Raw genomic sequence first — 14,139 nt, forward strand, 5'->3', positions numbered from 1 at the left:
ATACTTATGAAATTCCCCCTCGCAGAACGTATGGAATATATAGCCCCGTTTCAGGTCATGGCACTGCTGGAGCGTGCCAAGCAACTGCAAAGCGCCGGGCGTGACATTATTCATATGGAAATCGGCGAACCGGATTTCCGTACCCCGGACACCATCGTTCAGGCAGGCATCAAAGCCTTGCAGGACGGCCACACCGGTTACAGTCCAGCGCTGGGCATTCCGGCGCTCCGTGAAGCCATTTCCGGCTTTTATGCCAGCCATTACGGGGTAAACGTACCTGCGTCCCGCATTGTCGTCACCTCCGGCGCCTCTGGTGCGCTGTTGCTGGCACTGGGTGCACTGGTGTCGCAAGGCAGCGAAGTCTTGCTGACCGACCCGGGCTATCCGTGTAACCGCCATTTTGTGCGCTTGCTGGAAGGCTTGCCGGTCAATATCCCGGTCGGCCCGGAGACCAAGTACCAGCTGACACCAGATCATCTGGCACAGCACTGGAACGACAAGACGGTTGCCACGCTGGTGGCCAGCCCGGCCAACCCGACCGGCACCCTACTCACCCCGGCAGAAATCCAGGCCCTTAACGAAGCCTGTCTGGCCCGCCATGGCCGGCTGATTGTGGACGAAATTTACCAGGGGCTGACTTATGGCGTAGAGGCACAAACCGCTTTGGCGCTGTCGGAAGACCTGTTCGTGATCAACAGCTTCTCCAAATACTTCCAGATGACAGGCTGGCGCCTGGGCTGGCTGGTGGTACCAGAAGCTTATCTGGATGCGGTCACACGCCTGGCGCAGAACATTTTCATTTCCGCGCCCACGCCAGCCCAATATGCCGCGCTGGCTGCTTTTGCCCCCGATACCATTCAGTTGCTGGAAGAACGCCGCCATGTCTTTGCCGAGCGCCGCAATACGCTGATCCCGCTGCTGACCGAGCTGGGACTCAAGGTTGCCAGCGAACCGGAAGGTGCATTCTATGTGTACGCAGACTGTACCGGCATCACCGACGACAGCTACCAGTTTGCCTACCGTGCGCTGGAAGAAACCGGCATCGCCCTGACACCGGGCCTGGATTTTGGCAGCTATCGTGCCAATGAACACATCCGGATTGCCTACACGGCAGATACCCATCGACTGGTCGAGGCGGTAGAAAGACTGGGACGTATCACCCGCACGTAAGCATTCCGGTCTTAAAGGCAGAGGTTTTGACAGCCTGATTTCCCGTATCAAGAAATGGTCTTGCCGTCCCCAAAAGTTGCGCCTAAGATGGTTAAACTAGAAGCCCGCGTTTAACCAACCTGCGTTTCCCATGGGGACTGCAAACAGAAAGTATCCGGACAATCATGGTCGAATTTAAGGGATTGCTGTCAGCACTATTGAATCGAAACAAAACCAGCGCGGTGACCAGTCTGGATTCCGTCACCCAGATGATGCGACAGCTGTCCGCCCATGATACCGCCAGCGCCCACCACACCATCCGTCAGACCCTCAAGGCGCTGAATGACGACCACAACCTGCCCCCCAAAGACCGTTTCAAAACCCTGCAGCTGATTGACGACCAGGCACAGAACATCCAGCAGCGCATCGCCGAAGAAGCCCTGTACGACCTGGCGCAACAGCCGCGCAGCAGCAAGCAGATGATCCAGACCATGCTGGTCTTCTGGCAGCTGCTCGCCGATGGCTACCGCCTTGTCTTGCATGATATCCAGCGCAAGGGCGGCAAACACCTGCAAGACATCCTGCCAGAAATCATCTTGCGGGCCATGCAGGGGTTTGCAGAACAAGCCAAATGGAAGATGGTGCTCTACAGCCCGGTGGATGACAGTATCTGGCGAAATCTGGACCGCCTCTATCTGCAGGCCGAGCAGGAAAATGTCGAGACACACGCACTGCAGTTGCATGGCAAGCAGGTTTCTTGCGAGGCCTTGTTTCTCAGGCCGCATCTGCTCAGTTTGTCCCAGCCGGAAACCCTGATGCCACAGCAGATTGATGCGCTGGATAGCTGGCTAACAGATAACTTGTCAGTTTTATCGCTGGAAACCGAGATACAACCATTAAAACAGGTGTACGCCATCAATCTGGAAGCCCATCAGCCCGCACACCGGCTAAGACGCAACATGATTGATGCCGGGTACCGTTTTCTGGCAACCCAGCCCCTGGCCGATGCCTTGCAAGCCACGTTGACAAAGCTGCATGAAGGCACACCGCCTGCCCGCTTGTCCCTCGGGACCAGCTTTAATGTGTCGACGGATATCGACGCACTGGAAAAAGTCATACAGTGCTGGTCAAAATCGTCTTATCCGTCGCGCAAGTTTGACCGTAAACCCATCAACCAGCCCACCATCGTCAAATTTGGCTTAAAAGGCATCATGCATTTGATGCAGGACAAATACGCCGAGCAAACGCCCGCAGCACCCAGCGTTGGCTATGCCATTTTGCAACGACGTGGCCTGGGCGCCCCGCTCACCGGCAAAACCGATGCCCCCCTGTTTGAAGACGATACCGACCAGACCCGCTGGCATTTGCAAGATGAAAGCCGTAGTGGCATCGGGATTGTGGCAGATGGAGAAATCCCCAGAGGGGTCAAGATTGGCGAACTGGTTTGTCTGAAAAGAAGCAATATTTATATGCTGGGGGTGGTGCGCCGCATTCACAAATTCAACCTGCTGAAAATTGGCATCGAACTGTTTACCCATCAGGCAAGGCTGGTATCCATTGCCCATGACACCTGGCCCTACCCGCAAGAAGCCATTTACCTGACCGAAGACAAAGAACTGGGCGTGCCCAGATCATTGCTGATGCCAGCCATGCTCGGCAACTCTGGCCAGCACTATGTACTGTCATCCGGTAATCAGCGCTACCGCATCACGCTGGAAAGAGACCGCAGTGCCCATGCCGGCTATCAGCGTTTTTCATTCCGTGTCATCGAAAAACTGCCCGTGACAGGCTAAGCCTGCCAAGCCTGTGCCAGCCTTAGCCGCCTATCCGGTTAAAGCGCCAGGTACCGGGCTCGCCATTGACGCGCCAGGCCGATTTCGGCAACCGCAGCTTGGCAGACTGTAACGACAGGCTGCCGGTAATCGGCCCTTTGCCGGCGCGCTCCAGCATGCCTGCTGCTTCAATGGCCGCGCCTTGCAAGGCAAACCCTTCCAGTTTCCAGGCCTTCTTGTCAGACACCAGGTTGGCAGCGGCATTTGAGAACAATGTCCGCCCCCCTGCCTGAAACATGGAGCGGCCACTTTGCGCAACCTCCAGCAAGTCGGCCCCGGTCAGACTACCGTCCCGGATTTGCAAACGTCCCGCCACCGACAGGCTGTCCAGCGCATCCTGCAATACCGGTGCGCTGTTGGCCAGAATATTGATATCACCGTCTACCACGCCCTCATTGAAAATACTCAAGGCATCCAGTGGCAAGGCGTCATGCGGCACCCCTTTTAATTGCAGGCGCCCGCTGATGCGGTTCCCGCCTGGCATCAGGTTCAGTAGTCCGGAGACATGGCCACTGCCGATCTCTGCATTCAATTTGCCCAGAATATATCCGCTCTGATCATCCAGTCCGTCAAATTCCAGCGCTGTCAGCATTGTGTCATTCATTTGCAACTGCTTGATATCCAGTTTGACCATCACCTTGCCTCTGGCTTGGGCCAGGTTCACCCGGTGCAACGCATCATGATCGGTCAAGACCAGGTCATTCAGTTGGCCGTTCACCACCTTGGCCTCTCCCGACAACCCCAGCACCGGATAAGCCACAAAGCTCAGGTTCACGTCATTGAACAAAATGACGGTCCCTTCTTTCAAGCCCAGAGACGTGAGCGACAGCCTGGCAAACAAGTCCAGTGCATGGCTGGCAGACACCTCCGCATTACGGAATTGCAAACCTGTGATTTGTGGCTCGCCATGCAACAAGCTAGACCAGGAGAACATGAAGCGCGCCTCGCCCAGGGCCGGGCATGAGCCAGTTTCCGTCATGCCCAAGGCAGCAACGGACGGGCTTGGCCAGACAGACAGCTTGGTTGAATCATAGTTAGCACCGGCACCACATAACTGCGTGGCCCTGTGTGTGAGAAAATCGGGGTGAATCGGCAACGGCACCCAAGGCAGCACAAAAGAAGATACAACCGCCAAGATCAGCCCGCCAAATAGTGCCCACACCAGGCCGCGGTAGACGCCATGAACGCGCTCGGTTTGCCCGTGCACCCACAGCGAGGCATCTTGCAAAGCAGAGCGTACCGGCGTACGTTTCTCATCTTCCAGCGCTTTGGGCGGCGCATAGACAGGCGCATCCGGTACGGCATCAACAGGCTCGACTTCGGGCTGTTCTGCATTGGCCGCGGCGGCAGACAGCATGGGTTCGATACGGGTTTCCCTTGCGGGCAATTCGTGAATGGTGCCGGCCAGTGCAGAAATATCCACCGGCAACTCCGGGAAGTCGGTAGAGGAGCGCGGCTCTTTTGTATCAGCCAACCCATCCGTCTTGACAGCCGGTTCAATCAGCCCATCTCGCCATAGCGAGGTCAGCAGACCGGGTACGTTGTCTGTCCCGGGCAGTTTCTGTATCAATTCTGCCGCATTGATCACGCCATCCACCAGAATCAGCACCAAACGGGCACTTCTGTCCAGCTGGAGTGAGCGGGAGCGAACTTCTTCTTCGCCCTGCAATGTTTTGACAAAGACAAGATCCTGCTGAAAATCCATGGATTCACTCTCTCAAGATGTCTGGTTATCCCGGCGGGTGGTACCTGCTAAACAGCACATAAGTCAATGGTGACCATCCCCGGCATGCCCGTAAAAAACCCATCAGTCAGTCAATTGCAGACGGTTAAATGCATTTAACCCCCATTTTAGACATAAGTACAATGTCTTCAAGAGCTTCCCGGATTATCCGGAGATGCAAACACAGGTCCATAATCCAGCATAGCACCAAAAAGCCCAATCATGACAAAGGCTTGAGAATGACGGGCCTAGCATATACATATGAAATAAGTTTGCTTTTTTTTACAATTGCACTGATAATTGCTGGCTTGATTCAATGGTGGGCCGCCTCGCATTGCAAGGTGGGAATCTGGTCAGGTCCGGAAGGAAGCAGCCATAACTACTAACTGCAAGTGCCGGGGGAACGGCTCACCACCCCGACGTCATATTATTTACTTGCATTTAGCGCAATCATGATCTATATATACGTATACGATCATGGGTGCCTGATATACGAGTTATCAATAACACCACTCGGCAGGCATGTTAAGTGTTGAATGGTAACTAGTCGATCAAGGGACATCGCCATGAAATTATTTGAAAAAATCCTGAATCCACGCGATATTCGCAAGAAGCTTGGCCTGAACCAGGAAGAATTCTGGACACAAATCGGTGTGACCCAGAGTGGTGGTTCTCGCTACGAAAGCGGTCGCAACATTCCGAAGCCGGTTCGCGAACTGCTTCGTCTGGTGCACGTAGAACATCTGGATCTGACCAAAGTCAGACGCGAAGACTTCGAGATTGTCGAGTTCTTGCGCGAACAGCACCCGGATCTGTACAAAAAACTGAAAAAAGCAGCGAAAAGCTGGAAATCTGGAAGCGATGTCCAGCTAGACGCAGACTCAGAACTGTAAGCCAGTCTCTGAATCGCCAAACAAAAAGCCCATTCATCAGAATGGGCTTTTTGCTATGTCACGCTGTACCTGCACCGGGCAGGTACATAGCATTCTCAATGCGCAGTCGGTTGTTCATACACAGGGTAGAAAATGGACTGAACATCCGCAGCATCAAAGACATAACGGGTATTGCAAAACTCGCACCCCACCTCAATGCTGCCCTGCTCTTGCAATACACCGACGACTTCTTCCTCACCCAGCATCTTCAGCATGCCAGCCACCTTCTCTCTCGAGCATCGGCAGCCAAACTCGACAGCAGACGTGGTGAGCAGTTTGACCTGAAACTGGTGAAACAAGCGGTACAAGCTATCCTGAACCGGTAGCTGCAGCAGCTCGTCGGTTTTCAGCGTAGACCCCAAGTGCTTCACAGTCTCCCATTCAGCCGGGTCGCCATGTCCGTCTGGCAGTTTCTGCAACAGCATGCCCGCGGCGAACTCGTCATTGGCGGCCAGTGTCAGGCAGGTATCTACCTGCTCAGACCGTTGCATGTAAGCCTCCAGAATCTCGGCGACGGTATCACCTTCCAGCGGCACGATCCCCTGGTAAGGTTGAGCAACCCCGGGCTGGTCGATGGTAATGACAAACTGCCCGTTACCCACCATCTCCCGCAAGGTCTGCCCCGCCAGATCTCCTTCCCACTTCGCGGTTGCCCGCACCACATGGTCATGCGTACATTCAACCACAGCCAATTTGAGAGCGCCGGTTCCCTGAATCTGCAAAATCAGGCTACCCTCAAATTTCAGGTTGGCACAAAACAAGGCACTAGCTGCCAGCAATTCCCCCAGCACCTGCTGCAAACCTGCCGGGTAGTCATGGCGCATTTTGATCGCCAGCCAGGCATCGTTGAGTTTGACAATTGCACCACGCGCGGGTGCATCGTCAAAAATAAAGCGTTGTAATTGATCACTCATCTTGCTTCTGCTTTCTTGCGATATTGCCTTTCATGCTGGCAATACCCTGTCTTTATCTAATCCGGACGGCGAATCTGCACGTCCCTTACGGGTTGGCCGGTTGTTCGAGTTTGGCGGAATACAGCGTCATCGGCAGGCTGGAACTGATGTCAAAGGTACAACCGGCTTCGATACCCACCCTGGCAATTTCTTCTGCGGTATCCAGCTTGTCGTACATGGCATGCATGGCGCCAATGGCAAAGTCGCGACCACTGCCTATGGCCCAGAAACGGGTGTACTCGTAAACTTCGCGCATGGAAAACACACCAAAAATCCCGTGTCCATTGGCAATCAGCATGGACATGTGGTTAGACTCGTAAGGATCGTCTTCTTCCTCTTTGGGATTCAGGAAAAAATCGTCCTTGAGTTTCGGGTGCAGTTTTCGGAAAGTATCAAAAATTTCTGCCCGGCTAGACAGATTCAGTGCTTTTTGCTTGCGGAGCAGCTGCTGCATCACCAGATCATGCGCAGCAGAACCGGAAATACCGATCAGGTTCTGCTTGATGTTGAATATTTTGTTCCAGGCGGCATCAAAACCGGACGATATCCGCGTGTCTCCAAACGTTGACTGGCTATCCGCCGCGATGACAACCTGATTGTGCTTACGCACCACAACAATAGTGGTCATATATCTCGTTGTCCGTTACCAAAAAGCAATTCTAACCGAAACCGCCGGACAGCACACGAACCTAACGCACATAGGCAAGCGTCATGCCATCCCCAACGGGCACAATGGCAATCTGCACCCGCTCGTCTTCATAGATTTTACGGTTGAATGCGCGCATGGCTTCCGTATCCACATCGTTATGGTCGTCACGTACCACATTACCGTGCCAGAAGACATTATCAATAATGATCATCCCGCCCTTGCGTACCAGTTGCAGGCAAATCTCGAAGTATTCCGGGTAATGCGGCTTGTCCGCGTCGATAAACGCCAGGTCGAACGTACCGGCGGCACCTTCTTGTAGCAATTCGTTCAAGCTATCCAGTGCCGGGGCAATCCGCAAATCCACCCGATCGGCAAACCCGGCTTTTTCCCAGTACACCTGGGCAATCTCGGCCCATTCCTGCTTGCGCTCCAGTGCCACAATCTGGGCTTCAGTCGGCAGGTTCAGCCCGACCGCCAGACTGCTACTTCCGGTAAATACGCCGATTTCCAGATACTTCTTGACCTGAAGCGCCTTGACCAGCAACCCCAGCAATTGCCCCTGCTCGGGTGCCGTGGCCATACGCGACATCACCATGTCGCTGGTTTCTTCCCGCAGTTTGGTCTGCAGGGGATGCTCCTTGACGGAGTGTTTTAGAAAGTAGTTGTACAGTGGCTCGGTTAGCGTAAGCGTTTTCTGCGTCATGTTCGCTTCCTCGTCTTGTTGTCGGGTGATCAAGAGGGCCGGAAAACTGTCTGATTTCAGTGTAGAAGTTTTGCCGGCATCATACAAATGTAACTTTTGGGAAATGTCTCGCAACCAAGCGGTGTCAGGCCAGCCGGTTTTGGGGTGTCCCGGCAATGAAAGCATCCATGTTGTCTACCAGCTGGTCGGCCAGTTTGCGCATGGCTTGCTGGCTTGACCAGGCCACATGTGGCGTGACCAGCAAATTCGGCAAGTTCGCGTCCAGAAAAGGATGTCCCTGCCTTGGCGGCTCTTCTGGCAAAACATCAATCCCTGCACCGCCAATCTGCCCGGTGCGTAGCGCCGCCAGCAAGGCATCGGCATGTACCAGCGCTCCGCGTGCGGTATTGAGCAAGATGGCATGCGCCCGCATCAAACCAAACTCGCGCGCCCCCATCAGATCTTTGGTCTGCGGCGTGAGCGGGCAATGCAGGCTGATCGCGTCACTTTGCTGCAAGACATCGTCAAATGCGGTGAACCCGTCCCGAATCATCGTCGCGTCTTTTCGGTCGGCAAACAGAACCTTCATCCCCAGTGCTTGCGCTTTTCTGGCGAGCGACTGCCCGAGACTGCCACTGCCGATGATGCCGAGCGTGCTATCGGCAATATCCAGAATCGGATAATCAAACAGGCAAAAGTGTGGGGACGTCTGCCACTTGCCTGCGGCAATGTCCTTTTGCCAGCCGGGGAGCGACCGTCGCAGGGCAAACAGCATCGCCAGCGCATGCTCTGGCACGGTATCTAACGCATAGTTGCGAATATTGCTGACAACAATGCCATGGGCTTTACAGTAGACAAGGTCAATATTGTCTGACCCGGTGGCGGCAATGGCGATCATTTTCAAGCCTGGCAGGCTGGCCAGGATCTCTGCCGTCAGCCGAACCTTGTTCACGACAGCAATTGTCGCGCCCTGCAAACGACTGACCACGTCTTCCGGCCCGGTTTGCGGGTAATCATGCCAGGTATGAGGGCTTTGCAGCGGTTTTAACACCATCGGCAAAGAGCCTTGGTCCAGAAAAACGATGTGGTGCATGGCAACATTCTCAGAGTGAATTCTTTGGCGGAGGATAACACAAAGTTTTTTCCCGTTTTGCCCCGCGTTGAGTGAAATCTTGCCTTTCAGTTGTCATAGTTGCGTGCTAGGATAAATTGGGGCCTCCACCCTGCGGCGAGAGCATACGCACGCACAATAGACGACTAAAACAAAGTTTGGAGAAACTACATGACTGCACAAAAAAAAATAGCATTAGTAACAGGTGGTATGGGGGGGATAGGAACAGCCATTTGCCGTAAGCTGGCAGATGCAGGGTTCACCGTCGCAACGACTTACAGCCGGCCGGGTAAAGAAGCCGAATGGCTGGCAAGCCAGGCGGCGGCAGGGTATCAATTCCATGCTTTTCAATGTGACGTAACCGATACCGATGCAACATCGGCGGCGATTCAATCCATCATTTCCACCCTCGGCAGCGTGGATGTACTGGTCAACAATGCCGGTATTACCCGTGATGGCACATTCCGCAAAATGACCAAGGATGCCTGGGATGCGGTCATGTCGACCAATCTGGATTCCTTGTTCAATGTGACCAAGCCGGTACTGGATGGCATGCTGGAGAAAAACTGGGGCCGTATCATCAACATCAGTTCCATCAATGGCCAGAAGGGTCAGTTTGGCCAGGTCAACTACTCGGCAGCCAAGGCTGGCATGCACGGCTTTACCATGGCGCTGGCGCAAGAAGTGGCCAAAAAAGGCATTACCGTGAACACCATCAGCCCCGGTTATATCGGCACTGACATGGTCATGGCAGTCAAAGAAGAAGTACGTAACCAGATTATTGCTGGCATTCCTGTGGGCCGTCTTGGCAAGCCGGAAGAAATCGCCGCACTGGTATCCTACATGGCCAGTGACGAGGCCGGCTTTATGACAGGTGCGGACATTGCCATCAATGGCGGCCAGCACATGATGTAAGGGTTGTATCACGCCAAGTCGTGATCTTGAAAATGCCGGGTGCTTCACCCGGCATTTTTATTGCTCCGCCGCCGGTTTGAGAGGGGCATACAAGTCAAAACGGGTACTTTCGCCGACCTGTGAACCGGACGGTTTACTATCCGCCAGAAACGGGGCACCCTTGGGACGCTTTACCACCACACGCTTTCCCGCAACGCGCCTGGCTGATTGCAGCAAGGCATCGGCATCCGGGTCACCAGACAACAAGTGCTGGAATACGAGCATGCCTTTTTTGGCTTTGGCGGTCTTGTTCTTTTCCGGAAACATCGGGTCCAGAAACACCACATCAAACGCAGCATCTACCTGGCTGGCCAGAAATGCATGTGCATCCACGTGCTGCAGGGTCATTCTGCCGGCAATCTCGGCAACTTCTTCATTCTGCATGGCCCGCGCCAACCCGTCCGCCAGCAGAGCCGCCGCCAGCGCTGTGCGCTCGCACAGGGTGACCTGACAGCCCAGCGTGGCAAACACAAAGCTGTCTCCGCCCAGACCCGCCGTTGCATCCAGCACATGCGGCAGATAGTCCCCTTTCAGCCCGATGGCCTTGGCCACCGGTTGCCCGCGCCCGCCGCCAAACTTGCGCCGATGCGCGGCCGCCCCCTCGACAAAATCTACGCGCAGCGGACCGGGCGCTTGCGGACCGCCCGAATGCAAAGCCAGCCCTTGTTCATCCAGCACCAGCCAGTGCGGCTGATCCTCAGGCACGGACGCCACCAGGGTAAAACCATAGGTTTGCGCGCAGACGGTTGCTGCCGCTTCATGTCCCGCAGCCGCATGCAGCAATAAGTCTTTGGAAAAATCAGTTATCATATTTGCATTTGTCATAAAATTGAATGCTATGCGCTGCTGGGCAACAGGCTGGTTACTGGGAACACTACTGCTGCAATCACAATCCGTATTGCCGCCCCTGTGGGGACTGGCCATTTTACCGGTTGTTGCCCTGCTCTTGCCATGGCTGTCGCACAGAACACGTCCATCCGTCGCCATTTTTGTGGTCGGGATGCTGCTCGGGTTCGCCAACAGCCTGATCTGGGCCCATCATTATCTGCATGACCAGCTTCCAGCTTCACTGGAAGGTCAGAAGCTGCCTATCCACGGTACGGTCCTGACCCTGCCGGCCAACAGCGAAGACGGCAGCACGGCCTTATTTCGGGTGGATGCGGCAACGCAAGCGCAACTGCATATACCGGCCATTCTGCGACTGTCTTCCAGCAACCAGTTTGGCAACCAGCGCCTGGACTGGCATCCGGCAGAGCGATGGCAACTCACCGTCAAACTGAAAAAACCCTACAGCACCTATAACCCCGGCGTGTTTGACCGGGAAGCCTGGCTGTTCAGCCAGCATATCGGTGCCACTGGCTATGTCTTGTCTGCCCAGTCCCGCCTGACGGGCCATAGCTGGCATCCCGTTGCACGTCTTCATGCCTTCCGGGAGCACATCCGGAACCGTATCGAAAATACCTTGAACCATGCACCTTATGCCGCCATTGTGCTTGCGCTAACCATCGGTGACCAGAACAACATCCGGCCAGAAGACTGGGACCTGTTCCGTAAAACCGGTATTACCCATCTGGTGTCCATCTCCGGCTTGCACATCACCATGATGGCCTGGCTAATGAGCATGATCACCAGCTGGCTCTGGCGGCGCTCCGCCCGCCTCTGCAACTGGCGCCCCGCCCAACAGACGGGTATCGTGGCCGGCATGCTGGCGGCGCTGGGTTATACGCTGATTTCTGGCGGATCGGTCCCGGCGCAGCGTACCTTATACATGCTGCTGACGGTGGGGTTGCTCCGTTGGCAGGGCTTAACCATTCTGCCCGCCCAGCTACTGGCGACGGCACTCTGGGTGGTACTACTGCTCGATCCGTTTGCCGCCATGTCGATCGGCTTCTGGTTATCGTTTGGTGCAGTGGCATGCCTGCTCTGGATTGGCACTGGGCGGCTGGAACCTGCAGGAAAATGGCACGTATGGCTGCACAGCCAATGGGCACTGTTTATCGGCTTGCTGCCGGGCTTGGCGTATCTGTTCGGGCAAGTATCCCTGATTGCGCCCATCGCCAATGCGATCGCTGTCCCCGTTGTCAGTTTTCTGGTCACGCCGCTGGCGCTGGCGGGGATTGTGATCACCCCTCTCCTGCATATAGCCGAATGGTTATTTGAATGGCTGATGAAGCTGCTCACGCTGTTGGCCACCTTCAGTCATGCCATCTGGCAAATACCGTCCACCACCATTGTCAGCATGGTATTAGCGACCGTTGGGGCCATTTTGCTGTTGTCCCCCAAGGGCTGGCCCGGAAGACCCATCGGCATCCTGATGCTGCTACCGGCCTGCGGGCTCTGGAGTAACCGGCCCGCCGAGGGTGAACTGCATGTAGCAATTCTGGATGTCGGACAAGGGCTGGCGGTGCACATCCAAACTCGCACGCACGACCTGATTTACGACACCGGCCCGGGCATGGATGAAACGCACAACGCCGGTGCGTACATCCTGGTTCCTTATCTGCAGCACCAGGGTATACAGCAATTGTCCGGCGTCATTGTCAGCCACAATGACAACGACCATAGTGGAGGTGCCGTCAGCCTGCTAAAGGCCATGCGCAGTCAGTGGCTGCTTTCCTCTTTGCCGGCTACCCACCCGGCACACGCGCTGACACCCCAATCCATTGCCTGCCATGCCGGCCAATCATGGGTCTGGGACCATGTCCGGTTCGATATTCTTTCACCAGACATCAGCGCTTTGTCCGATACAACACTGAAAGACAATCACAAAAGTTGTGTCCTGCGCGTTAGTTCGCCTTATGGTCGCATCATTATTCCGGGAGATGCAGAGGCACCAGAAGAAACGGCCATGCTGCAGCACTATCCAGCGGCGGCACTCAAGAGCGACATTCTGGTCGCCGGGCATCATGGCAGCAAGACGTCCTCGTCAGAAAGCTGGATTCGGGTGGTCGCGCCCAAAGAAGTCATCTTTACGGCTGGTTATCGCAATCGCTACCGGCACCCGCATCCGGACATTGTCGAACGGTATATACGTCAGGGCAGCCGTTACTGGATCAGTGCCAAAGACGGGGCGATATTTGCAGATTTCCGGCAGGGGGTCCCCTACCATATTGACAGCCAGCGAGCGCTAGCGGGCACCTATTGGCATACAGGTGACGATGGACGTACCACGCCGGAAGTTATCCGCGGTCATTTCAAAAGAGGCCCGGTGCAATGACGACAATGTGACTGGCGGTTTGCCCGGCCGGGTTAGCGTGACAATGCAGTTGGCCAGCTTGGTGTGCAACAGACCGCTTTCTTCTGCCTGACCCGGATAATTGAACCGGGCAAAAAAGGCAGCCGGCGCCTGCACCTGCCCGTGAATCCGGATCCCGGTTTGCCGTGCATCAAAACTCCACACCACGGTCCCGTTGTCGGCCTCCTCGATCACGCCATCACAGAGCGTATTGACCGCATACACGTTACCTGCGTAGGTCAGGGTGAACATGCTCATCCACGGCGACCATTTCTCGCCCAGCATCATGCGCTGGGTAGAGCATTCAAAAAAGGCGTGCGGGTTATTATCAAAGCCGACCACTTGCGCCCAGGCCAGCCGGCGGAATGTTTTCTGCCCCTGGTCATCCATCCGGCTGCCCAGCCAGCTGCGAACCTCGATTGGTTCACCATCCAGCCAGATCGTGCCATTGAATACCAGATGCGAAGGCACCGCTTCAGGGTCCAGCGAGGTAAACAGGCTGCTACGCAGTTGTTCGGTCAGCGGGTGTAACTGCAAGTCCCAGAACAAATGACAATGGTTGCCAGGGGCAGAACCGGACGCCATGTTTTCTGACAACACGGACTCATCCAGATGCAGCTCGCCATGCTCATGATTCACCCGGCAAAAACTGTTGGGAATATATTGTTTTACGTGCCAGACGGCATTGTGTTCGCCATCAAAAAAGGCAGCAGAGACCTCCCCTCCTCCATTGGTACCTGCTTGTGGCCCTGTGTAGGACAGCCAAAGCGCCAATGGTCTGGACGGGTGGTTGGCACGCAAAACGTGCACCTGAAAAAGAGGCAGGGCCTTGTCCGGCCCGTCAGTCATCATAAAATACCTGTGAAAATCGAACGCCTATTGAAGGGTGCAGCCCTCGCCGGGCAGCTGCTCAAACCAC

12 protein-coding genes and 1 other RNA gene are annotated in these 14,139 nt (G+C 55.3%); 6 read left to right on the forward strand and 7 right to left on the reverse strand.

Annotation, left to right across the window (positions count from 1 at the left end; all coding sequences use genetic code 11):
• Positions 1-6: 6 nt before the first annotated feature.
• Both F552_RS0100625 and F552_RS0100630 read left to right on the forward strand, forming a co-directional pair.
• Positions 7-1,170, forward strand: coding sequence for a pyridoxal phosphate-dependent aminotransferase (locus F552_RS0100625; protein ID WP_026182256.1), 1,164 nt, complete (start codon positions 7-9; stop codon positions 1,168-1,170).
• Positions 1,171-1,334: 164 nt separating this feature from the next.
• Positions 1,335-2,942: a cyclic-di-GMP receptor FimW-related protein gene (locus F552_RS0100630; RefSeq protein ID WP_018149774.1), complete on the forward strand. Its 1,608-nt coding sequence runs from the start codon at positions 1,335-1,337 to the stop codon at positions 2,940-2,942.
• Positions 2,943-2,964: 22 nt separating this feature from the next.
• Here the strand turns inward: F552_RS0100630 and F552_RS0100635 are convergent, their stop codons facing one another.
• Entirely contained in the window at positions 2,965-4,686 is a 1,722-nt protein-coding gene (locus F552_RS0100635) for an AsmA family protein (RefSeq protein WP_018149775.1), read from the reverse strand.
• A 336-nt stretch (positions 4,687-5,022) separates the two neighbouring features.
• Here F552_RS0100635 and ffs point away from each other — a divergent pair.
• Positions 5,023-5,120, forward strand: an RNA gene (gene ffs, locus F552_RS20240) — signal recognition particle sRNA small type.
• A 150-nt stretch (positions 5,121-5,270) separates the two neighbouring features.
• Positions 5,271-5,597 (forward strand): helix-turn-helix domain-containing protein, encoded by a 327-nt coding sequence (locus F552_RS0100640; RefSeq protein WP_018149776.1) that lies wholly within the window; start codon positions 5,271-5,273, stop codon positions 5,595-5,597.
• A gap of 95 nt (positions 5,598-5,692) precedes the next feature.
• Here the strand turns inward: F552_RS0100640 and hslO are convergent, their stop codons facing one another.
• The 4 genes from hslO to F552_RS0100660 form a co-directional block, all read right to left on the reverse strand.
• Entirely contained in the window at positions 5,693-6,550 is an 858-nt protein-coding gene (gene hslO / locus F552_RS0100645) for an Hsp33 family molecular chaperone HslO (RefSeq protein WP_018149777.1), read from the reverse strand.
• 85 nt (positions 6,551-6,635) lie between these two features.
• Entirely contained in the window at positions 6,636-7,217 is a 582-nt protein-coding gene (locus F552_RS0100650; protein WP_018149778.1) for an Ntn hydrolase family protein, read from the reverse strand.
• Positions 7,218-7,278: 61 nt separating this feature from the next.
• Entirely contained in the window at positions 7,279-7,941 is a 663-nt protein-coding gene (locus tag F552_RS0100655) for a class I SAM-dependent methyltransferase (RefSeq protein ID WP_026182257.1), read from the reverse strand.
• A 124-nt stretch (positions 7,942-8,065) separates the two neighbouring features.
• Positions 8,066-9,013, reverse strand: a complete 948-nt coding sequence (locus F552_RS0100660) for a D-2-hydroxyacid dehydrogenase (protein ID WP_018149780.1) — start codon at positions 9,011-9,013, stop codon at positions 8,066-8,068.
• A 189-nt stretch (positions 9,014-9,202) separates the two neighbouring features.
• Between F552_RS0100660 and phbB the strand changes: the two genes are divergently transcribed.
• A complete protein-coding gene (gene phbB, locus F552_RS0100665) occupies positions 9,203-9,946 on the forward strand; it encodes an acetoacetyl-CoA reductase (RefSeq protein ID WP_033374372.1) in 744 nt (247 codons plus the stop codon).
• A 57-nt stretch (positions 9,947-10,003) separates the two neighbouring features.
• On the opposite strand, the gene F552_RS0100670 is transcribed toward phbB, so the two are convergent.
• Positions 10,004-10,795: a class I SAM-dependent methyltransferase gene (locus F552_RS0100670; protein ID WP_018149782.1), complete on the reverse strand. Its 792-nt coding sequence runs from the start codon at positions 10,793-10,795 to the stop codon at positions 10,004-10,006.
• A gap of 28 nt (positions 10,796-10,823) precedes the next feature.
• Here F552_RS0100670 and F552_RS18125 point away from each other — a divergent pair, with 28 nt between their 5' ends.
• Entirely contained in the window at positions 10,824-13,202 is a 2,379-nt protein-coding gene (locus F552_RS18125; protein ID WP_018149783.1) for a DNA internalization-related competence protein ComEC/Rec2, read from the forward strand.
• On the opposite strand, the gene F552_RS20435 is transcribed toward F552_RS18125, so the two are convergent.
• Positions 13,113-14,072 (reverse strand): hypothetical protein, encoded by a 960-nt coding sequence (locus F552_RS20435; protein ID WP_156802184.1) that lies wholly within the window; start codon positions 14,070-14,072, stop codon positions 13,113-13,115. The genes F552_RS18125 and F552_RS20435 overlap by 90 nt on opposite strands.
• Between the last annotated feature and the right edge of the window lie 67 nt (positions 14,073-14,139).

It is taken from the genome of Leeia oryzae DSM 17879, from assembly GCF_000376945.1.
In the GTDB taxonomy this organism is placed as follows: domain Bacteria; phylum Pseudomonadota; class Gammaproteobacteria; order Burkholderiales; family Leeiaceae; genus Leeia; species Leeia oryzae.

Bases quoted from the DNA above. Each gene is read 5' to 3' on its own strand.
- F552_RS0100625 (WP_026182256.1), top strand. From the start codon at position 7: ATGAAATTCCCCCTCGCAGAACGTATGGAATATATAGCCCCGTTTCAG.
- F552_RS0100630 (WP_018149774.1), top strand. From the start codon at position 1,335: ATGGTCGAATTTAAGGGATTGCTGTCAGCACTATTGAATCGAAACAAA.
- F552_RS0100635 (WP_018149775.1), bottom strand. From the start codon at position 4,686: ATGGATTTTCAGCAGGATCTTGTCTTTGTCAAAACATTGCAGGGCGAA.
- F552_RS0100640 (WP_018149776.1), top strand. From the start codon at position 5,271: ATGAAATTATTTGAAAAAATCCTGAATCCACGCGATATTCGCAAGAAG.
- hslO (WP_018149777.1), bottom strand. From the start codon at position 6,550: ATGAGTGATCAATTACAACGCTTTATTTTTGACGATGCACCCGCGCGT.
- F552_RS0100650 (WP_018149778.1), bottom strand. From the start codon at position 7,217: ATGACCACTATTGTTGTGGTGCGTAAGCACAATCAGGTTGTCATCGCG.
- F552_RS0100655 (WP_026182257.1), bottom strand. From the start codon at position 7,941: ATGACGCAGAAAACGCTTACGCTAACCGAGCCACTGTACAACTACTTT.
- F552_RS0100660 (WP_018149780.1), bottom strand. From the start codon at position 9,013: ATGCACCACATCGTTTTTCTGGACCAAGGCTCTTTGCCGATGGTGTTA.
- phbB (WP_033374372.1), top strand. From the start codon at position 9,203: ATGACTGCACAAAAAAAAATAGCATTAGTAACAGGTGGTATGGGGGGG.
- F552_RS0100670 (WP_018149782.1), bottom strand. From the start codon at position 10,795: ATGATAACTGATTTTTCCAAAGACTTATTGCTGCATGCGGCTGCGGGA.
- F552_RS18125 (WP_018149783.1), top strand. From the start codon at position 10,824: ATGCGCTGCTGGGCAACAGGCTGGTTACTGGGAACACTACTGCTGCAA.
- F552_RS20435 (WP_156802184.1), bottom strand. From the start codon at position 14,072: ATGATGACTGACGGGCCGGACAAGGCCCTGCCTCTTTTTCAGGTGCAC.